Below are 19,307 nucleotides of genomic sequence, written 5' to 3'. Positions count from 1 at the left end.
CGATGCCGTTCCGGCCAGTGCCGCCGCTGCTGCGGTGACTGCCACCCATCGGCCTGCCCCCCTCCAGCCTCGCCGTGTCTTCATTGAGCCCTCCAGGGTGATGGTTACCGAGGTACCTGAACGCCCCTGTCTTTCCGACATATCAGCCAGACGGGCACGTATCCCTATGAGTGGATCAAGGGTCTCGGCGGCAGGTCATTACTGACAACACGTCATCACTCGCCTGGAATCGTTAAATCACTCCGGTGGTGAAGCCGCCGCAGTCCCAGCGGCCGTGCCGCCCATCGATAGCGCGCCACCGCACAAGCAGGTCGAGTACGGAGCGCACCGCCATGTACGACCCGGCGCCCCGGTCGGTGCGCCTCAGCAGACCGGCCCTGGCCGCTGATGCCTGACGTCCTCTTCAGAGGTCGTCGCAGGTTTCCCGTGCCTTTGTGAGTTCCTGCTTCACTTTCTTGCCGAAGTCGAAGGTCTGCGCATGGAGCGCCTGCGCTCGCCGGATGGCTTCGGCGAGCGGTTTGTACCGCTTGTCACCGGCGGCCGCCGACGCGGAGAGCGCACCAGCCGCGGCGAATCGGTTCATCGCGATGTCGCCCTCCGGCCCCTTCGCGGCGTACTTCGACTCGTCGAATCCACGGAGGGCGCGGCATGCGTCGCGTGCGTCGTCCGCCGGGGCGGACGCGGTGGTGGCCCGGCCGTCATCGCTCAGAGCCCACGCCGCACCCACGGCACCCCCGCCGACCAGGAGGCCCGTCACCAGTGTGGCAACCGGGATGACTCCCGGACGGCGGGACACTTTGGGCGCGGGCGATGCCGACGGGGCCTGAGTCCCGTACTGCGACTGCGATGACATGTCCGCAACCCTATGACAGGCATGTGAGAGGTCGGCTCTACCAGTCGCTCTCCACCTCCCCTGCACGGCGGAGGGCAACGACCGGTACGCCGAGGCGGGTTCCTGGCTCTGCCGACGTGGCCGCCCGTCGACAAAACAGGTCGGCGCAGCCTGCCGTGCCGGTCGCGTAAGAGAAGGTCCCGTTGGCGGCAGCAAGGTAACGGAGCGCTGTCAGTGGTGGGTGGCAGCATCGGGTGCATGACGGACACCACGGCATTCGACTGGCGGTCCTTCCTGCTCCGGTGGAGCGGGGAGTGGGCAGATTCCCTGCCGGACGACGAGACGCGGAACGAGGACGATGAGACCGCCCAGCAGGCGCGGTGGCTTGGGTTCCCGCCCGCGTCCGAAGAGCGGATCGCAGCCATGGAGGAGCGTCTCGGCCGCCGGATACCCCCGTCGTACCGGGAGTTCCTCCAGGTCAGCGACGGGTGGCGGCACGCGGGCGGGTTCGTGTGGCTGCTGGCGGGGACCGAGGACGCACGCTGGCACAACGACTCGTCGGGACTCGCCGACATGTTCGAGGAGGACCTGGACGAGGACGCCGGGCCCGAGGAGTGGCGGGAGGCGGACATCTGGCGGCGCGGGCTGCAGCTCGACGTGGAGTCCGACAACACCTACGTCCTCATGGACCCCGAGGACGTGGACGAGGACGGCGAGTGGGCCGTCTACACCTGGGCGAGCTGGCGGGCCGCGCCACCCGAGCGTCACGCGAACTTCCTCGAGTTCATGCGGGACATGTACCGGGAGTTCCACAGCCTGCGGGCGCGCCAGGGCGACGGGGAGCCGGCGTTCGTCAACGACACGACGCGAAAGCTGGACGCCCAGGTGGAGGAGGCCCGACTGGAGGCGCTGCGCGGCGGCTGGGAACGGGCCATGAAGGCGCTCGACGAGGCCAAGGAGTACAGCAGACCGCGGGCCGCCGGGCTGGGCGACCAGATACGCCGCCTGCTCGGACACACCCACATGGTGTACTTCGACGGACTGGTGACGGACCAGCGGTACGCGCCCGAGCTGCTGCCACCGCTGGTCGCCGAGCACGCGGCGCACTCGTACCGGGACGATTCCACGCTGACGTTCCATCTGCGCGGGGCCGACGACGACTTGGTGGCTCTTGCGTACGCGACGCTGGATCAGGTGAGGAACGGCACCTACCAGTACACGGCGACCGGACCGTTCGGGGAGGCAGTCGAGCGGGCGCGGGAGCTGGCGCGGAGGGGAGACACAGACGGGGCATGGCGGACGCTGAGGAACGCCGTGCCTCTGTGGCAGCCGCTGGGACCGGACCACCTGGCGCCGCTGGGATGGCTGGCCGACCCGGTGCTCGGGCCGCTGCTGACCCCGGAGCGGGGCCGCGAGTTGCTGTCCACGCCAAGGGGCGGGCAGACGTGAGGCACCGAGGCATGGTGAGCGTGGGTTCGACTCAGCCGACTCGGTCGCGTGATCATTCAGGTGGCTGGCATGGGTGGACGCTCCTGCTCGTCAGTTCACCTCGGCCCGAACCGTCGTTTGTACGCCGATGGAGTGATGCCCGTCTCACGGCGCAACAGCGCGCGCAGGTTGGCAGAGGTGCCCAGACCGCTCTCGACGACCCGGTGTGGGTGACGTGGCGCGGCTGGCGCGCGCACCACTACGACGCAGCCTGATCGGCACAGCTCGACTTCAGCCATTCGCCCTCTCACGCTCTGAAGTTGGCTTAATGTAACGGTACTTGAGCGCACCAGGCGGGGGTCCCGAATGCCGGTAGGTCCTGAGGCGACAGCCGTCGCCAAGGCAGCCGGCAGCCTGCTGCAGAAAGTCTCGGGCAGCGCCAACGGCACACCGGCATGGCCGAACATGCACGAAGCCTTGATGGAGCTGCACGAAATCCTGCACGAATGGTGCCAGGCCGCGAGCAACACCAGCGAGGCCCTTGAGCACCTCGAAACCCACCACCTCACAAGCCGCGCCACACGTCTCATCTCTGGACCGAACAACGCCGGCACACCAGTGCGTGTACCGCTCCTCAAGATCCCCTTGAAGGCCGGATACGTCGAAGCGGCGCAGCGCGATATCGAGGAGATCATGCGCCCGTCGGCTCCGCTGGCTCAGCGCTGGAGCCCCGCGAAGCGTCGTCAGGCGGCCCGTCGCACGCTGCTTGGCCTGATGCGCCTCTACTGCGCCGATCTGCTCGATGAGTTCGAGAGCGCGGTGGACGCCCGGGCCTCTTGGATGCTGAGTCGTCGAGACGAAATCAACAAAGCCCTTCAGGAAGGTATTCTCCTTCCCCACCTGGATTGCCTGATTCGGGAGGCAGCCGATACAGCCGCCCAACTGGACAGTGCCCGGGAACGCCTGAACCGTTTGATCCGGGAGCACTACCCCATGGGTTCCACAGACGGGCAGCAAACCTGACAGGGCCACCGGCTCGGAGGCGCCCGCGACGTCGACTGGGGTTCTGACGCCCGGGAATCCGAGGCTCTCCCACCTCTGGGCGAGTACGCACCACCCTTGCCTTCGACGCCCCAGGACGCAGAGACCCTCGTCCGCAAAGACCGTCAGCGTGGACGCCGTTGCACAACGTCGGCGAGCACCGTTGTCACGAGCTTGTTGACGGTTGCCTTGGTCGGCGGACCGGGGTCGCGGCCTGCGAACAGGAGATGTCCGCCACCGACCAGGGAGAGAGCCAGCGAGTCGATGTCAGCGTCGGCCGCGATGCGGCCCAGTTCGCGCTCGTCGGCCAGGTAGGCGGAGATCGCGGTCGTAGCCTGGGCGAGGATCGCGATGCCGCCTCCGAGCGTGGCCTGTCGCAGCCGTGCGCGCAGCTCGTCCCGGAAGGTGACGAGCGGGATGATCGCCACCGGAACCGGTCCGAACAAGGTGGTCAGCGCGGTGGTGAGGTTGTCGGCCACCGTGCCGGTGCCGGCGGACTCGCGCAGCGCACTCGCCTGCGCCTCGAGCTGCGCGGCTCGGTCGAGCACGAGGTCGGTGAGGAAGGCGTCGAAGTCGCTGAAGTGTCGGTGCAGGACGCCTTTGGCGCAGCCCGCCTCCTCGGTGACGGCCCGGCTGGTCAGCGCGTCCGGCCCGTCCCGCAGCAGCACGCGTTCGGCGGCGTCGAACAACTGCTGTCGCGCGTCACGAAGGTGCACCCCAGTCGGCACTCACAGATCCTCTCGTGCGTCAACCTGCTGGCATTCATTGCCCAGTGGGCATGTGCCCACTAAAGTGGGCGCATGCCCACCTTATCGCGAGAGCACTCAGAACCTTCCCGCGCCGAGCTGCACAAGGCCCGGCGGATGGCCGAGTCGTTCGGTACGGACGCGCAACGCTACGACCAGGCCCGACCCGGCTATCCCGACGCACTGGTGGCGCGGATCGCCGCCGGGAGCCCTGGGACAGAGGTGCTCGACGTGGGCTGCGGTACCGGCATCGCAGCCCGCCAGTTCCAGGCCGCCGGCTGCACCGTGCTCGGCGTCGAGCCGGATGAGCGGATGGCCAAGTTCGCGCGAGACCACGGCCTACAGGTCGAAGTGGCGACATTCGAAGCCTGGCAGCCGGCCGGCCGGACGTTCGACGCGGTGATCGCGGCCCAGTCCTGGCATTGGGTGGATCCGGTCGCCGGCGCGGTCAAGGCAGCCCGGGCACTGCGTCCGTACGGGCGTCTGGCGATCTTCGGGCACGTGTACGAGCCGCCCGCCGAGGTGGCCGAACCGTTCGCCGCCGCCTACCGGCGGGTGGCGCCGGACTCGCCGTTCGGCAATCAGCCGGCTCGACGCCCGCTGGACATGTACCAAGCGGGGTACGCGAAGTTCGCCGACGCGATCCGGCAGACCGAGCGCTTCAACGACCCCGAACAGTGGCGATTCGACTGGGAGCGACCCTATACGCGCGACCAATGGCTGGAGTTGCTCCCCACCACCGGCGGCCTCACCCAACTCTCCCCCGACCAGACAGCCGACATCCTTGACGCGGTCGGGGCCGCCATCGACTCGCTAGGTGGTCGCTTCACGATGCGCTACACCACCCTCGCCACGACCGCAGTACGCACCGGCACCTCCTGACTCATCCGAAATGGACGTAGCTCGGCGAGGATCTCGAGTCAACCGCACGGACTCGGAACATGTCCGTGAACTCGGTGTCGGTCCTGGTCAGAGGCCTGTGAATTCGTGAGCCTTTCCCAGTAGCTGGCGGGTGGGCTCCGGTCTGACCTTTGGGCCCCGTGACGACGCGAAAGCCTCCTGACAGCTACCTGGCGCCTGAGCCAGGGCTCCGGGGCCGATCATTCCGGCTCACTCCGTGCTCGATGCGGCGCACCCCCCAATCTCCCGGGCTGACCGCCTTCTACCTCCACACCCGCCGGGCACCCGAGTGCTGGGGCGAAGGCATCCTTCAACGCGCCCTGCTGGACGGTGGGTTCGACGTCGCCAAACGGATCACCGTCTACGCCCAGGACCCGGCCGACACCCGATATCAGCCGATCATCGGCAGCCGCCGCACCCTGGCCGACCTCACCGCCCTACGGACCCGCTGGCAGCGCAGTACCGCCACCACGCCGACGGCGACTCGCGCACCTCGACAAGCCCCCCTCGCGAGATTTCAACATCGGGGCTCCCGGAATGCCCCCGGAATACCCCCGGGGGGTATATGGTTACGATCGACGTCCTGAACGGGCAACGTCAGGCGGCGCATCACACCTATGGAGATGTCATGAGGAATCACTCCGGCCACGGCCAGAACAACCACGGCGGCCACGGCGGAGCCCAGCCTGGTGGGCTGTCGGTTTCCGAGAACGGGTACACCCTCGAGTTCGACTCGACGATCCTCGCCGCCGGTGTGCAGCCGGTCAGCTTTCGGGTGATCGGCCCCGACGGGCAGGCGGTGACCGAGTTCATAGCCGAGCACGAGAAAGAACTGCACTTCATCGCCGTCCGGCGCGACACGGCCGGGTTCCAGCACGTGCACCCGGTGATGGACGAGAAGGGCACCTGGAGCGTCGAACTGACCCTGGAACCGGGGGACTGGCGGTTCTTCACCGACATCCACCCGGTCGGCCACGACGGGACCATGACGCTGGGGATCGACGTCGCGGTCGCCGGGCCGTACGACCCGCGGCCGCTCCCCGAGGCCGCCGGGATCGCACAGATCGGCGAGTACACCGTCACGCTCGACGGTGAACTCCTGCCCGGCCAGGCGAGCGAACTGACCCTAACCGTCAGCCGGAACGACCGGCCCGTCACCGACCTGCAGCCCTACCTGGCCGCGTACGGACACCTGGTGGCACTGCGGGTCGGCGACCTGGGCTACCTCCACGTCCACCCGGAGGGCGAACCCGGTGACGGCACCACCGCACCGGGACCCGAGATCGCCTTCATGGCGGTCGCGCCCTCGGCCGGCACCTACCGCCTGTACCTGGACTTCCAGCACAACGACGTCGTCCGGACAGCCGAGTTCACGGTGCGGACCACCGCGACCACCCCCCTCTCGGACGCGGCATCCCACGCCGCCCCCGACCACGGGAGCCACCACCACAGCGACCACGCCCACCACTGACCGCGGAAGGAACGTCATGCCCCGCCTGACCCGACTCACGCCCGACACGGCGGTCGGCGCCTCGCGCGACCTCCTCGCCGACCTGGTCTCCCGCCATGGCCAGATCGGTGACATGGTCTCCACGATGGCGCACTCGCCGGCCGTACTCGGCGGCTACCTCCAGCTCAGCCGGGCCATGGGACGAGCCAAACTCGACCGCAAAATCAGCGAACGGATCTCGATCGCCGTCCAGGTCCTGCAGGGATGCAGGCTGTGTCTCGACGCGCATGTCAGTGCCGCCCGCGCCATGGGAGTGGACGAGGAAGAGATCGAGCGAGCCCACGCGGGCACCTCGGCCGATCCCGCGATCGCGGCGATCATCACCCTCGCCCTCCAGAGCTATCGCGAGCCGACCTCGATCACCGACGAACAGGTCATCGCGCTGCGTGAGCACGGCTACAGCGACCGGGCGATAGCCGACGTCGTCGGCGTCGTCGCCCTCAACATCCTCACCGGCGCCTTCAACCTGCTCGCCGGCCTCACACCGGGGAGCGACACCGGTGCGTAAAGACAACCCCGCCTGTACTCGCGGGACACGGCCTCCACCCCGGGGCCGTGCCCCGCCGCATGGAAACGGAAGGAACCCGCCATGCGTCTGTTCGCCATCCGCGACTACCGTCACCTGTTCAGTGCCCAGGTCATCGCCCTGTCCGGTACCGGGCTGACCACAGTGGCCCTCGGACTCCTCGCCTACAACCTCGCCGGCTCGCGCGCCGGCATGGTCCTCGGCACCGCACTGACCATCAAGATGGTCATGTACGTGGGCATAGCCCCGCTGGCTGCCGCGTACGTCGACCGCCTCCCCAGGAGAACCTTCCTGGTCCTCCTCGACGTGGTCCGCGGTGCGGTGGTCCTGGCACTGCCGCTGGTCACCGAGGTCTGGCACATCTACGTCCTGATCGGCCTGCTCCAGGCCGCCTCCGCGGCGTTCACCCCGACGTTCCAGGCCGTCATCCCCGACATCGTCACCGGCGAGTCCGACTACACGCGTGCCCTGTCCGCCTCCCAGGTCGCCTCCACCATGGAGAGCCTGCTCAGCCCCGTGCTGGCAGCCGTCGCCCTGACGTTCATCAGCTTCAACTGGCTGTTCCTGGGCACCTCCGCCGGATTCCTCATCTCCGCCCTGCTCGTCCTGTCGACGCGCATCCCCGACGCCCGCCCCAGTACCCACACCAAGGCATGGGACAAGGCGGCAGCAGGGATCAGGACCTTCCTCAGGACGCCGCGGCTCCGCGGCATCATGGCGCTCAATCTCGTGGTTGCGGCGGCAGGGTCGATCGTCGTCGTCACCACCGTCAACTACGTCCGTGACGAGCTCGGCGGCTCACAGTCGGACGTCGCCTGGACGCTCGCCGCCTCCGGCACCGGAACCCTCCTGGCCGCCCTCGTACTGCCCCGCCTTCTCGACCGGATCACTGCCCGCACCGTCATGATGACCGGCGCCGGAGTCCTCGTAGGCGGCACGACCGCCGCGGTGACGCTCATCGCGGCCGGCCTCACCACATGGACCGGCACGGCGATCATCTGGACCGTGATCGGCATCGGCATGGCACTGATCATCACACCGACCGGCAAGGTCCTGCGCGCCTCCGTCGCACGGAACGCGATCCCCGAGGCATTCGCAGCCCAGTTCTCTCTGTCCCATCTGGCCTGGCTGATCACCTACCCCGTCGCAGGATGGCTCGGCACGAACGCCGGCTTCACCCTTGCCTGGTCCGTCCTCGCGGTCCTTGCCGGGGCAGGAGCGATCGGTGCCCTCCGCCTGTGGCCGCGCCACGACGGACGAGGAGTCATGACCAGACCCGCAACACCCGCCCGGCACGCGCCCAGCAAGGGCCGGTCCACTCTGACGAAGGCCGCGTGAAGCCGCGCGTACAGCACTCTGATTTGCCTGGCATCGTGCATCGCACGCGCTGCCGGCCAGACACACCGAGAAGGCCGTGGCCGCCATCCCGCTCCACGCGGGCGGCAGCCACGGCCTTCTTGTGCGAGACGAACACGCGAAATGGCCAACGGCAGGACGAGACCCTGCTCGACGGCGACTTGGAGCACCGACCGGGCGCCGCGGGACCGGGGGCCTCCGCTTCCTGCCGGAGGATGCCCCACCGGGCCGCGGAATCCACGTCTCCGGATAGGTGGCCTCAGTGCGTCACTGACTTCGGCTCCTCAAGGTGAATTCTCTCGAAGTCCCTTATGGGCCTTGAGCGGTGGCTGTATCACGTGGCACCCATGAACGCCCGTCCGGCCAGCCCGAGGACGACCGGATACAGTGCGCGAGACGGCAGCCTGGCCAGAGAGGGGAAGCGTGACCGACACCAGCAACACCCGACCCGCCGACAGCGAAGCGCAAGCTCCGCGGCAGAGCCGACTGCACCGCCTGATGCGCTACATCCCGCTGATCGCCCCCGTCCTGCTGTGGGCCGTGCCCTGCTGGGTGCTCCTCCACACCGGCCAGCACTGGCCGCTGCCCGTCACGCTGGTCGGCACCGCCCTGTTTGCTCTCGGCCTTGTCGGTATGCCGCTCGCGATGGTGCGCGGCCACGGTCGGCGCCAGCAGGACCGGGCGGCGATCGTCGGTGACACCCTGCTGGGCACCAGTTGGGTTCTGTTCACCTGGTCCGTTCTGCTCGGCGTCCTCTTGCGGCTCGCCCTGACCGTGGCTGACGTCGGCGAGAGTCAGGACCGGGCCCGAATCGTCACTTGGGCCGTCCTCGGCATCACCGCCGGACTACTCGCCTGGGGGTACGCCGAAGCCCGCCGCGTGCCACGCGTACGCCGACTCGACGTGCAACTCCCACGGCTGGGTGCGGGGTTGGACGGCATCCGCGTCGTCCTCATCACCGACACCCACTACGGCCCGCTCGATCGCACTCGCTGGTCGGCGCGGGTATGTGAGACGGTGAACTCTCTGGAGGCCGACCTGGTCTGCCACACCGGCGACATCGCGGACGGCACGGCCGAACGCCGCCGCGCCCAGGCCGTCCCACTCGGTACGGTGCGGGCCACCCGGGCTCGTGTGTACGTCACCGGCAACCACGAGTACTACAGCGAGGCCCAGGGCTGGGTCGACCTGATGGGCGAGCTGGGCTGGGAGCCACTGCGCAACCGCCATCTGCTGCTCGAACGCGGAGGCGACACCCTCGTGGTCGCCGGCGTGGACGATGTCACCGCCGAGTCCTCCGGCCTGGCAGGCCACCGCGCCCACCTCGCCGGGGCCTTGAACGGCGCCGACCCCGACCTACCCGTCCTGCTCCTGGCACACCAGCCCAAGTTCGTCGACCGGGCAGCAGCCGACGGCATCGACCTCCAACTCTCCGGCCACACCCACGGCGGCCAGATCTGGCCCTTCCACCACCTGGTCCGCATCGACCAGCCCGCCCTCGCCGGCCTCAGCCACCACGGCACCCGCACCCTTCTCTACACCAGCCGCGGCACCGGCTTCTGGGGCCCGCCGTTCCGCGTCTTCGCCCCCAGCGAGATCACCCTGCTCGTGCTCCGCTCCCCGCAGCTGCCCACCTCGCCGTAGCACTGGGCGAGCCGACACATCCGCTCTGTCAGCGCGCCACGCGCCATTCAGTCACTCTCACACTCGCGCACCTACGGCTGGCGGAGGGCAACCGCCGGAACTCCGACGCTCGTTCCTGAGTCTGCCCACGCGGGCGGCCCGTCGATAACTCGCAGGACATGCTCCCGCTCGACTTCCGACATGGTTGCAAGGACGCCCGTCACGCGCTTCAGCTCATCCACGATCAGCCCTCGCCCACGAGGTCGAGGTCCGCACGAGCTGCCTCCGCACTGAACTCCGGAACAGGCCACTCACGGCTCAGTGGCAAAGACACATCCCGCCACCACGGGCTCGTGGGCAAGTCCCCTGCAACCTCGAAGGGTTGGCCCGGCACGGGAACAGCGACCGCCTGCCCGACCGCCTCGGCCGCAGCCAGCGTCCACTCCCCCGGCTCCGCCCACGGATGCGGCGCGAGATTGAAAGTACCCCAGTGGATCGGCAGCATCACCCCGTGCGACAGGCCACCTTGGAGATCGAGGTGGGCGGTCATGCCCTCCTCGGGCGTCATATGAATATCCGGCCAGAACTCGGAATAGGCCCCGATCTGGATCATCGTGGCGTCGAACGGACCGTGCTCGGCGCCGATTTCCTTGAAGCCTTCGAAGTAGCCGGTGTCACCGCTGTGGTAGATGCGGTGCTCGTCACCTGTCACAGACCATGACGCCCAGAGGGTGTGCTGGGTGTTGCGCAGGCCACGGCCGCAGAAGTGGCGGGCGGGCGTGGCGGTCAGGGTGATGCCGCCGACCTTCGTCGACTCGTGCCAGTCCAGCTCGCGCAGCCGGTCCACCGGGACTCCCCAGTGCTCCAGATGGGCACCGACGCCGAGCGGTACAGCGAAGACGGTGTCGGTGTCGGCCAGCGCCTTGATGGTGGGCAGGTCGAGATGGTCGTAGTGGTCGTGCGAGATGACGACGACGTCGACGGGGCCGAGCGCGGCCAGCGGTAGCGGCACCGGGTGCAGCCGCTTGGGGCCGACGAACTCCAACGGGGAACAGCGTTCGCCCCAGACCGGGTCGAAGAGCACCCGATGCCCGTCGATCTCGGCGAGCACGCTGGAGTGCCCCATCCATGTCAGCCGTAGCCCGCTTGCCGGGGGCCTGGCCAGGTCGGCGTAGGTCGTCGGGTGCACCGGGACGGTGCCGGCCGGAGCACGGTGGGCGCGGGCCTCCTTGCGGAGGAAGACTTTCGCCAGTTCCACCGCGGACCCGCCCGACGGGCGGGTCCGGGTGCCCTCCGGGTTCACAAAGGCGCCGTCCGCGAAATGCGGTGATCTGCGGATGCGCGCCAGACGCTCCCCGCTCGGGTCCGCACCGAAGGCGGCAGGCCGCAACGCACGCAGCCCGGAGGTCAGGGAACGGGAACCAGTCACGGCACCTCCAGTGGAGTCGGTCAGGCCCCTCATTATGGTCGGCCCTTATGACAGTGCCGGGTTGTCCACGTCACAGCGCGGTGCCCCGGCGTGCGCCACCCCGTGCGGGCCCGATGTCACATTCGAGGGACGTCGGTACGTCATCACCGTGCGGGCGCCCATCACGGAGCGCCCGGAACGACGTACTGGAGGTGCCTCATGGCCCGTATCTCCCTAACCCCACGCCGCACCGTCTTCTTCCGTGTCATGGAGTGGTATTCGAAACGGACGTACGGCAAGGTCCTCGACCCGGGCAAGGCGCTCGCCCACCATCCCCGTGTACTGCGGGCCGATTTGCGGCTCGAGCGGTCACTGACGAAGTGGAACAAGCTCGACCCGGGCCTGAAGGCGCTGGCCGAGATGGCGACGGCAGCGTCGATCGGCTGCTCCTGGTGTATGGACTTCGGCTACTGGGTGAGCCGGGAAAAGGGCATCACTCGCGAGAAGTTGGTCGAAGTGCCGCGTTGGCGGGACAGCGACGTGTACACGGAACTGGAGCGGGACGTCATGGAGTACGCCGAGGCGATGACTGCCACACCGCCCGAGGTGGACGACGACCTCGCCGCCCGGCTCGTCGGTCGACTTGGCGAGCCCGCCTTCGTCGAGTTGACCACGATGGTGGCGGTGGAGAACCTGCGCTCGCGCATCAACTCGGCGCTGGGCCTGACGAGTCAGGGCTTCAAGGACTCCTGTGACGCACCAGGCACCGCGCGACAGACGGCGGAACGGGCCCCCGTCCGGTAGAGGTCCCGTCGGAGAGCGTCGAGGCCCCCTCGCAGATCGGAGGGGTCGCCTCGCCGCCTTCCTGGGGGCTTCGCTCCATGACAGGCCGACGGGCGGACCAGGTGCTCGATGTGGGCGTCGGCCGGTCGGACGCCGCACCGCGCGGAGGCTGACGGGACCAGTCCCGGGGCAGCCGCGCACGTGCCGGTCGCCGACCGACTGCCGTGGAGCGGTTCGGGTGATACCGGGTGACATAGGGTTGTCGGGTGACGAGGGTGCGGTTGAGTGTGGCCCAGAGGCGGGAGGAGCTGCTGCGGGCCGCCGTCGGACAGATCGAGGCACGGGGCGTGGCGGCGGTGCGTATCGCCGACGTGGCCTCGGCGCTCGGGGTGAGCAACGCGCTGGTGCTGTACCACTTCTCGACCAAGGAGAATCTGGTCGCGGAAGCGTTCTCGTACGCCGCTGAGGACGATCTCGCGCATCTGCGCAAGCTGCTCGGTCGGCGTACCTCGGCGCTGCGTCGGCTGCGGTCCGCCGTGCGCTGGTACGCGCCCAGTGGACCGGCCAAGGGCTGGCGGTTGTGGATCGAGGGCTGGGCGGCGGCGCTGCGTGAGCCCGCGGTGCGGGACGTCGCCCGCGACCTCGACCGGCAGTGGAAGGCCGCGATCACCGAGATCGTGGCGGAAGGCGTGGCCGCGGGCGAGTTCCGCTGCCCCGACCCCGCGGCCACCGCGCTGCGGCTGACCGCGCTGCTCGACGGGCTCGCCGTGCAGATGACGGCCTATGGGGGCACGGTGTCACGGGCGCGTGCCCAGGAGTGGGCCGACGAGGCGCTCGCGCGTGAACTCGGCGTGGAACGCGCAGCGTTGACGTCAAAGGGCCCCACGCCGCCCGGGTGACTCCCGCTCCCCCGGTCGGCACGGCACTGTGCGCAAACGGGACGCGCCAGGCGGGTACGCAGGTCCTGCGTACCCGCCTGGCGAGGAGGGACCGAGCCGGTGACCCGGGGCCGTAGCCGATGTGGCCGGGCTGCTCAGACCGCCTGTGCGATCCGCTCCCTGATGTCGTCCGGCGACAGAGAGCCCTTGGCCACGACGCGGTCACCGGAGGACTCACCGCGCAACCGGCGCCCGATCCAGGGGACCAGGTACTCGCGTGCCCACTGGATGTCGTCGCGCCGTACCTCCAGCGTGCCGCGCGGCGGCAGCGGCGGCCACGGCTGATCCGGGTCGGCGGGCACCTCGATGCCGAGCACCTGGCCCGCCCGCAGGGCGACCCGGGTGTGCCCCTCGGGCGAGAGGTGAAGGCGGTCGTCGTCCCAGGCGCGCCGGTCCTGGACGGTCTTCAGCGACCACAGGTCGAGGACCGGGCAGCCGTACCGGTCGGCGATCGCCCGGACATGCCCGTTGTAGGTGGCGACCTTGCCACGCAGATGCTTGAGCACGGGCACGCCGCGGGTGTCGAAGCCGGTGGTCACCATGACGGTGCCGGCTGCGGAGGTGAGGTCGGCGACGGCTCGCTCGAACCGCTCGGCGACGTCGTCGGGGTCGGTGCCGGGCCGGATGATGTCATTGCCGCCCGCACACAAGGAGACCAGGTCGGGGGCGAGTTCGACGGCCTTCGGGACCTGGTCCTCGACAATCTGGTCGAGCAGTTTGCCTCGCACGGCGAGGTTTGTGTACGCGAAGTCGCCCTCGGGTCGCCGGTCGGCGAGGAGCACCGCGAACCGGTCGGCCCAGCCGACGAACTGCCCGTCCGGGCCGGGGTCGCCGACGCCCTCGGTGAAGCTGTCCCCCACCGCCACGTACGACCCGATCACTGATCTGTTGTCACTCTTCGAATCGTCTGCCACATCGCCCCATGATTCACCTTCGGATGTGAGCTACGCGACCGTAGGAAGGGGTTGACGGGTGGTGAGAAAAACCACTCGCCATGTTGGGGTCGATCCGGAATAAGGCTCCGATCGAGGAATCCGCCGCCTTCGGGTCGAGACCGCCCAGCCACGGCCGAGCGGCCGGCTCAGCGTGGTGCAACGCCTGGAGGCGGGCGAGGACGACTGTCCGGGACGGGTACCGAGGACGCACCGGACCGACAGTGTTCGGCCGGTGGATGGTTGCCTGATGAACCATGTCGTATCGTCGAGGCGCGGCCCGTCGACGAGCAGCGCCGACGGACGGTTGGGAGGAGCCCCCGTGACGCAGCACGTCCCGTCGATCGAGCCCGAGCTGGCCGGAGTGCGCAACTTCCGGGATGTGGGCGGTCTGCCGACCGTGGACGGACGGCGTGTGCGCCATGGAGTGCTTTTCCGCAGCGGTCACCTCGCGCATGCGACGCGCGAGGATGCGGTGTTCCTCTCCACCCTCGGCCTGCACACGATCTTCGACTTCCGCAACGCGGCGGACAAGAAGCTGGAAGGGCCGGACGTCGAGCTGCCCGGCGTACGGAACGTCAGCCTTCCGCTGACCGACCCGGCCGACGGTGCCGAGTTCTGGAAGATGGTCCGGGACGGCGACCTGGAGCAGCTGCGCGCACTGCTCGCCGACGGCAAGGCCGCAAACCGCATGGTGGTCGCGTATCGCACGATCGTCACCAAGCGTACGGCCGAGCACTCCCAGGTGCTGCGCGCACTGGCCGAGGACAGCGTGCCTGCGCTGATGCACTGCGCAGCGGGCAAGGACCGCGCGGGCCTGTCGATCGCGGTGACGTTGCTGGCCCTCGGGGTCGAGCGCGAGGCGATCGTCGCCGACTATCTGGAGTCGAACGCGAAGCACCGCCGGTACAGGGTGCACCGCAACGGCTCACAGGCCGAGGCGTACTCCCCCGAGGTGATGGAGCTGCTCAGCCCACTCTTCGACGCACGCGCCGAATACCTCGCGGCGGCGTTCGAGACCGTGGAGCAGACCTGGGGCGGCGTCGACACCTATCTGGAGCGGGGGCTCGGGGTCACACCGTTGCTGCGGGAGCGGCTGCGCGAGCGGCTGCTGGACTGAGCCGCTCTCGCCGGTCGGATCGTGCCGCTCCCGTCTCGTGTCCTACTTCTGGCCGCCCAGCTCGAACAGCATCCAGATGAAGCCGGCGAAGAGGTGACCGACGGCGATGTAGATGATGAGCCGGATCCAGAGGGTGCGGGGGAACCTCTCCTCGCGGTCGGAACGGGTCTCCGGGTGCTCGGTCATGGTGTTTCTCCAGGGGTGGGACCAATACAGAGCGCGGTGTTCGGGCTCTGCAGCAGGGTGTGGACGAAGAGCAGCTCGGCCCCGTCTTGGTCGACGGCCGCGAGCCGGTGAGGGGTGAGCGAGTCGAAGTGCGCGCTGTCACCGGGGGCGAGGATATGCGTACTGTCACCGAGGCACAGCCGCAACCGCCCCTTGATGACGTACAGCCACTCCTCGCCAGGATGGACACGCACGATGTCGTTCTGGGTGCCGTGCGGGACGTGGACGCGCAGGGCCTGCATCCCGCGGCCCGATGCGCCGGCCTGCCAGTAGGTCCAGCCCCCTGCTCTGGTGGGCTCCATCTCGGAGGCGCGGACGACCGCGTCCCGGTCGGCGACTGCCTCGCCGAGCAGTTCGGAGACCGTCGTACCGTAGATACGAGCGAGGGCGAGCAGCATCGGCAGCGAGGGCTGGCGCTGCCCGGTCTCCAGCCGGGACAGGTGCGCGGGCGAGAGCCCGGCGGCGCGGGCCGCGGCCTCCAGAGTGAGGGAGGCACGTCGACGCAGCGCTCGCAGCTGGGGGGCGACGGCAGGCAGGTCCTCGGCCGACCCGGTCTCGGAAGTGCTCATACCTCTATTGAGCCGCAGACTTGCCTGTCAGGCAAATTTCTTGCCTGACAGGCAAAGCGTGAACGGTGCTACGGCACGCTAGCGGTTCGCCACCGCCTGCTTGATCAACGTCTTCCCGAAGTCCCACATCAGCCCGCCGCCGTGCGCATCGTCCATGACCGCGGTGAAGGCCTCCACGAAGCGGTCGACGTCCTGCTCGTCGATGATCAGCGGCGGGATCAGCTTGATCACCTCCAGCTGGTCCCCGGAGACCTGGGTGAGGATCCGGTGCCGCTGCAGCAGCGGGACGACGACCATCTGCGCGAACAGACCTTTTCGGGCCGCCTGCAGCACGGTCCACCGGCTGCGCAGCTTCAGCGAGCTGGGACGGCCGAACTCGATGCCGATCATCAGGCCCCGGCCACGTACGTCACTGAGCATCTCGTACTTGTCGATGAGCGCCGAAAGCCGGGATTTGAGCTGTTCCCCGACGGCACAGGCGTTCGCCACGATCTGCTCGTTCTCCATGACGGACAGCACGGCGAGCCCGGCCGCCATCGCCTGTGCGTTGGACCCGAAGCTCGCGGAGTGCACGAGCACCCGGTCCATGGACGAGTAGACCTTCTTGAAGATCCACTCCTTGCCGATGGTGGCACCGACCGGTACATAACCGCCGGAGAGCGCCTTCGCCACGCACACCAGGTCCGGTTCGACGCCACTCTCGTGCTGGTAGGCGTAGAAGTCCCCGGTGCGGCCGAGTCCGGTCTGCACCTCGTCCGCGATCAGCAGCGCCTTGTGCTTGTGCAGCAGCTCCTGGGCCGCGGCCAGATAGCCGGGTGGGGTCTCGTGGACGCCCTTGCCCTGGATGGGCTCGACGATGAGGGCCGCCACGTCTCCCTTCTTCAGCTCCCGGGCCAGGGCGTCGAGGTCGCCGAGCGGTACCGCCGTATCGGGCAGCAGCGGGGCGAAGCCGTCACGGAAGCCGGCCTCGCCGTTCACGGAGAGGGACCCGGTGGTCAGTCCGTGGAAGGCGTGGGCGCAGTACAGGATCCGTGGCCTGCCCGTGGCGTACCGGGCGAACTTCAGTGCCGTCTCGACCGCCTCCGTCCCGCTGTTACCGAAGAACACCCGGTCCAGGTGCCGGCTGTGGGTCAGCAGCTTCTCCGCCAGCAGGCCGGGCAGCGGCTGGCAGTCGAAGCGGGTAAGGTCGGCGAGCCCTGCGTCCAGGACGTCGTGCAGCGCCTTGCGGACCACGGGGTGGTGGCGGCCCAGGCCCATCACCCCGAACCCGGCGAGCATGTCCAGGTAGTCGCCCCCGTCCGCATCCCAGAAGTGGGCGCCCTCGGCGTGCTCGTAGACCTTGTCGAAGCCGATGGTGTGGAGCATGCGCGGGAGCTGGTGGTTGAGGTACTTCGCGTGCAGCTCGTAGCGCTCGGCCCCGCGCTCGGTCAGGAGCGCGCCGAGATCGAACTCCTGGTTCCCGGAAGGGGTCGTCATTCGTGTTTCTCCTTGGAGAGCTCATCCTTGGCAGCCAGGCAGGCACTGATGCGCCCCGCGACCTCGACTGGTGTGAGGCCGATGTCGGCCAGCACCTCGCCGCGCTTGGCGTGCGCGAGGAACTGCTCCGGGATCCCCAACCGTCGTACGGGCACGTCGACGTCGGCGTCGCCGAGCGCCAGCGCGACCGCGGAGCCGACACCGGCGGACCGGATGTTGTCCTCGACGACCGCCACGAGCCGGTGCTCGGCGGCCAGGCCCGGCAACGCGGGGTCGACCGGCTTGACCCAGCGCGGGTCGACGACCGTGCAGCGGATGCCGCGGGCCCCCAGCAGCTCGGCGGCCTGGAGACAGACGGGTGCCATGACGCCGACAGCGACCAGGAGCACCTCCGGCCGGTCGGCCCGGTGCAGCACGTCCATGCCGCCCACCCGGTCCACCGCCGGGATCGCCGGACCCACCGACTCCTTCGGGAACCGGATCATCGTCGGAGCGTCGTCCACCGCCACCGCCTCCCGTAACTGCGCCCGCAGCTGGTCGGCATCACGTGGCGCGGCGATCCTCAGGCCGGGCACGACCTGCAGGATCGACATGTCCCACATGCCGTTGTGCGACGGTCCGTCGACGCCCGTGACGCCGGCCCGGTCCAGGACGAACGTGACCCCGCAGCGGTGCAGGGCGACATCCATCAGTAGCTGGTCGAAGGCACGGTTGAGGAAGGTCGCGTAGACGGCGACGACAGGGTGCAGGCCGCCGGTCGCGAGACCGGCCGCGGACACCGCCGCGTGTTGTTCCGCTATCCCGACGTCCCACACCCGCTCGGGGAACCGCTCGGCGAACTTGGTCAGGCCCACGGGGTGCAGCATGGCCGCCGTGATCGCCACGACGTCCTCGCGTTCCTCGCCGATCTCCACGATCTCGTCGCCGAACACCGAGGTCCATGAGGGGCCGCCCGTCGGCGCAAGAGGTTCGCAGGTGAGCGGGTCCATCACGCCGACGGTGTGGAAGTGGTCCTCCGTGTGGGCGAGCGCGGGCTCGTAGCCACGGCCCTTCTCGGTGAGGCAGTGGATCAGCACCGGGCCGTGAAAGCGCTTCGCCCGGCGCAGCGCCGACTCGACGGCCCTCAGATCGTGTCCGTCGATCGGCCCTACGTACTTGAGGCCGAGATCCTCGAAAAGACCCTGCGGAGCGAACGCGTCCTTGAAGCCCTTCTTCGCGCCGTGCAGGGCCTCGTAGACGGTGTTGCCGACGACGGGCGTGCGTTGCAGCAGGTCCTTGCCCCAGGCCAGGGCCTTCTCGTAGCCGTCCGTCGTGCGCAGCGTGGCGAGGTGGTTGGCGAGGCCGCCGATGGTCGGCGCGTACGAGCGTTCGTTGTCGTTGACGACGACGATCAGCGGGCGGTCCTTGGCGGCGGCGATGTTGTTGAGCGCCTCCCAGGCCATGCCTCCGGTCAGCGCGCCGTCCCCGATGACCGCGACGACATGGCCCTTCTCCCCCTGCACCTGGCGAGCCTTGGCGAGCCCGTCGGCCCAGCCGAGCGCCGTGGAGGCGTGGCTGTTCTCGATGACGTCGTGCTCGGACTCCTCACGCGACGGATAGCCGGACAGGCCGCCCTTGCCGCGCAGCTTGGAGAAATCCTGACGCCCTGTCAGCAGCTTGTGCACATAGCTCTGGTGGCCGGTGTCCCACAGAACGCGGTCGACCGGTGACTCGAAGACCCGGTGGAGTGCGATGGAGAGTTCCACCACCCCCAGATTGGGCCCCAGGTGACCACCGGTCCTGGCGACCGCGTGGACCAGGAACTCCCTGATATCCTCGGCCAGTTGAACAAGGTCCGCCTCCGAAAGCGCCTTCAGGTCGTGTGGCCCCCGGATGTTCTCCAGAATCGTCACGC

At 69.0% G+C, this 19,307-nt stretch carries 17 protein-coding genes and 1 pseudogene; 10 read left to right on the top strand and 8 right to left on the bottom strand.

Features of this window, described 5'->3' with window-relative positions:
- Window positions 1–403: 403 nt before the first annotated feature.
- Window positions 404–853, bottom strand: a complete 450-nt coding sequence (locus tag ACWDEX_RS07390; protein WP_450462264.1) for a hypothetical protein — start codon at window positions 851–853, stop codon at window positions 404–406.
- A 237-nt stretch (window positions 854–1,090) separates the two neighbouring features.
- Between ACWDEX_RS07390 and ACWDEX_RS07385 the strand changes: the two are divergent.
- Window positions 1,091–2,275, top strand: a pseudogene (locus ACWDEX_RS07385) (SMI1/KNR4 family protein); the annotation flags it as partial.
- A gap of 351 nt (window positions 2,276–2,626) precedes the next feature.
- Window positions 2,627–3,283, top strand: a complete 657-nt coding sequence (locus tag ACWDEX_RS07380; protein WP_450462262.1) for a hypothetical protein — start codon at window positions 2,627–2,629, stop codon at window positions 3,281–3,283.
- 143 nt (window positions 3,284–3,426) lie between these two features.
- Here ACWDEX_RS07380 and ACWDEX_RS07375 read toward each other — a convergent pair whose 3' ends face one another.
- Complete coding sequence (locus ACWDEX_RS07375; protein WP_450462260.1) at window positions 3,427–4,029, bottom strand: TetR/AcrR family transcriptional regulator; 603 nt, start codon at window positions 4,027–4,029, stop codon at window positions 3,427–3,429.
- 72 nt (window positions 4,030–4,101) lie between these two features.
- Here ACWDEX_RS07375 and ACWDEX_RS07370 point away from each other — a divergent pair, with 72 nt between their 5' ends.
- The 5 genes from ACWDEX_RS07370 (at window position 4,102) to ACWDEX_RS07350 (ending at window position 9,983) form a co-directional block, all read left to right on the top strand.
- Window positions 4,102–4,929, top strand: coding sequence for a class I SAM-dependent methyltransferase (locus ACWDEX_RS07370; RefSeq protein WP_450462259.1), 828 nt, complete (start codon window positions 4,102–4,104; stop codon window positions 4,927–4,929).
- 646 nt (window positions 4,930–5,575) lie between these two features.
- Window positions 5,576–6,418, top strand: coding sequence for a hypothetical protein (locus ACWDEX_RS07365; RefSeq protein WP_450462258.1), 843 nt, complete (start codon window positions 5,576–5,578; stop codon window positions 6,416–6,418).
- Between the two features lie 16 nt (window positions 6,419–6,434).
- Entirely contained in the window at window positions 6,435–6,965 is a 531-nt protein-coding gene (locus ACWDEX_RS07360) for a carboxymuconolactone decarboxylase family protein (RefSeq protein ID WP_450462257.1), read from the top strand.
- 81 nt (window positions 6,966–7,046) lie between these two features.
- The gene (locus tag ACWDEX_RS07355; RefSeq protein WP_450462255.1) at window positions 7,047–8,321 is read left to right on the top strand and encodes an MFS transporter; all 1,275 of its coding nucleotides are present in this window, start codon (window positions 7,047–7,049) and stop codon (window positions 8,319–8,321) included.
- A 441-nt stretch (window positions 8,322–8,762) separates the two neighbouring features.
- On the top strand, window positions 8,763–9,983 hold the full coding sequence (locus tag ACWDEX_RS07350) for a metallophosphoesterase (RefSeq protein WP_450462254.1): 1,221 nt from the start codon (window positions 8,763–8,765) through the stop codon (window positions 9,981–9,983).
- A 223-nt stretch (window positions 9,984–10,206) separates the two neighbouring features.
- On the opposite strand, the gene ACWDEX_RS07345 is transcribed toward ACWDEX_RS07350, so the two are convergent.
- A complete protein-coding gene (locus ACWDEX_RS07345; protein ID WP_450462253.1) occupies window positions 10,207–11,391 on the bottom strand; it encodes an MBL fold metallo-hydrolase in 1,185 nt (394 codons plus the stop codon).
- Window positions 11,392–11,589: 198 nt separating this feature from the next.
- Between ACWDEX_RS07345 and ACWDEX_RS07340 the strand changes: the two genes are divergently transcribed.
- Together ACWDEX_RS07340 and ACWDEX_RS07335 are read left to right on the top strand one after the other, a co-directional pair.
- On the top strand, window positions 11,590–12,174 hold the full coding sequence (locus ACWDEX_RS07340; RefSeq protein WP_450462252.1) for a carboxymuconolactone decarboxylase family protein: 585 nt from the start codon (window positions 11,590–11,592) through the stop codon (window positions 12,172–12,174).
- Between the two features lie 266 nt (window positions 12,175–12,440).
- On the top strand, window positions 12,441–13,052 hold the full coding sequence (locus ACWDEX_RS07335) for a TetR/AcrR family transcriptional regulator (protein WP_450462251.1): 612 nt from the start codon (window positions 12,441–12,443) through the stop codon (window positions 13,050–13,052).
- A 134-nt stretch (window positions 13,053–13,186) separates the two neighbouring features.
- Here ACWDEX_RS07335 and ACWDEX_RS07330 read toward each other — a convergent pair whose 3' ends face one another.
- Window positions 13,187–13,972, bottom strand: coding sequence for an SGNH/GDSL hydrolase family protein (locus ACWDEX_RS07330; RefSeq protein WP_450462427.1), 786 nt, complete (start codon window positions 13,970–13,972; stop codon window positions 13,187–13,189).
- Window positions 13,973–14,345: 373 nt separating this feature from the next.
- Here ACWDEX_RS07330 and ACWDEX_RS07325 point away from each other — a divergent pair, with 373 nt between their 5' ends.
- A complete protein-coding gene (locus ACWDEX_RS07325) occupies window positions 14,346–15,143 on the top strand; it encodes a tyrosine-protein phosphatase (protein ID WP_450462250.1) in 798 nt (265 codons plus the stop codon).
- Between the two features lie 42 nt (window positions 15,144–15,185).
- Here ACWDEX_RS07325 and ACWDEX_RS07320 read toward each other — a convergent pair whose 3' ends face one another.
- The 4 genes from ACWDEX_RS07320 to dxs form a co-directional block, all read right to left on the bottom strand.
- The gene (locus ACWDEX_RS07320; RefSeq protein WP_450462249.1) at window positions 15,186–15,329 is read right to left on the bottom strand and encodes a DUF6126 family protein; all 144 of its coding nucleotides are present in this window, start codon (window positions 15,327–15,329) and stop codon (window positions 15,186–15,188) included.
- Window positions 15,326–15,937, bottom strand: a complete 612-nt coding sequence (locus ACWDEX_RS07315; protein ID WP_450462247.1) for a helix-turn-helix domain-containing protein — start codon at window positions 15,935–15,937, stop codon at window positions 15,326–15,328. The genes ACWDEX_RS07320 and ACWDEX_RS07315 overlap by 4 nt, the downstream gene beginning before the upstream one ends.
- A 78-nt stretch (window positions 15,938–16,015) precedes the next feature.
- A complete protein-coding gene (locus ACWDEX_RS07310) occupies window positions 16,016–17,413 on the bottom strand; it encodes an aspartate aminotransferase family protein (RefSeq protein WP_450462246.1) in 1,398 nt (465 codons plus the stop codon).
- Window positions 17,410–19,305 (bottom strand): 1-deoxy-D-xylulose-5-phosphate synthase, encoded by a 1,896-nt coding sequence (gene dxs, locus ACWDEX_RS07305; protein ID WP_450462245.1) that lies wholly within the window; start codon window positions 19,303–19,305, stop codon window positions 17,410–17,412. The genes ACWDEX_RS07310 and dxs overlap by 4 nt, the downstream gene beginning before the upstream one ends.
- Window positions 19,306–19,307 lie beyond the last annotated feature (2 nt).

Source organism: Streptomyces sp. NPDC001020, from assembly GCF_053599115.1.
This window is presented reverse-complemented; position numbering and strand designations above follow the sequence as displayed.

What these genes read in the sequence shown, in the direction of transcription:
- ACWDEX_RS07390 (WP_450462264.1), bottom strand. Translation starts at nt 853, where the DNA reads ATGTCATCGCAGTCGCAGTACGGGACTCAGGCCCCGTCGGCATCGCCC.
- ACWDEX_RS07370 (WP_450462259.1), top strand. Translation starts at nt 4,102, where the DNA reads ATGCCCACCTTATCGCGAGAGCACTCAGAACCTTCCCGCGCCGAGCTG.
- ACWDEX_RS07320 (WP_450462249.1), bottom strand. Translation starts at nt 15,329, where the DNA reads ATGACCGAGCACCCGGAGACCCGTTCCGACCGCGAGGAGAGGTTCCCC.
- ACWDEX_RS07340 (WP_450462252.1), top strand. Translation starts at nt 11,590, where the DNA reads ATGGCCCGTATCTCCCTAACCCCACGCCGCACCGTCTTCTTCCGTGTC.
- ACWDEX_RS07310 (WP_450462246.1), bottom strand. Translation starts at nt 17,413, where the DNA reads ATGACGACCCCTTCCGGGAACCAGGAGTTCGATCTCGGCGCGCTCCTG.
- ACWDEX_RS07360 (WP_450462257.1), top strand. Translation starts at nt 6,435, where the DNA reads ATGCCCCGCCTGACCCGACTCACGCCCGACACGGCGGTCGGCGCCTCG.
- ACWDEX_RS07315 (WP_450462247.1), bottom strand. Translation starts at nt 15,937, where the DNA reads ATGAGCACTTCCGAGACCGGGTCGGCCGAGGACCTGCCTGCCGTCGCC.
- ACWDEX_RS07365 (WP_450462258.1), top strand. Translation starts at nt 5,576, where the DNA reads ATGAGGAATCACTCCGGCCACGGCCAGAACAACCACGGCGGCCACGGC.
- ACWDEX_RS07380 (WP_450462262.1), top strand. Translation starts at nt 2,627, where the DNA reads ATGCCGGTAGGTCCTGAGGCGACAGCCGTCGCCAAGGCAGCCGGCAGC.
- ACWDEX_RS07355 (WP_450462255.1), top strand. Translation starts at nt 7,047, where the DNA reads ATGCGTCTGTTCGCCATCCGCGACTACCGTCACCTGTTCAGTGCCCAG.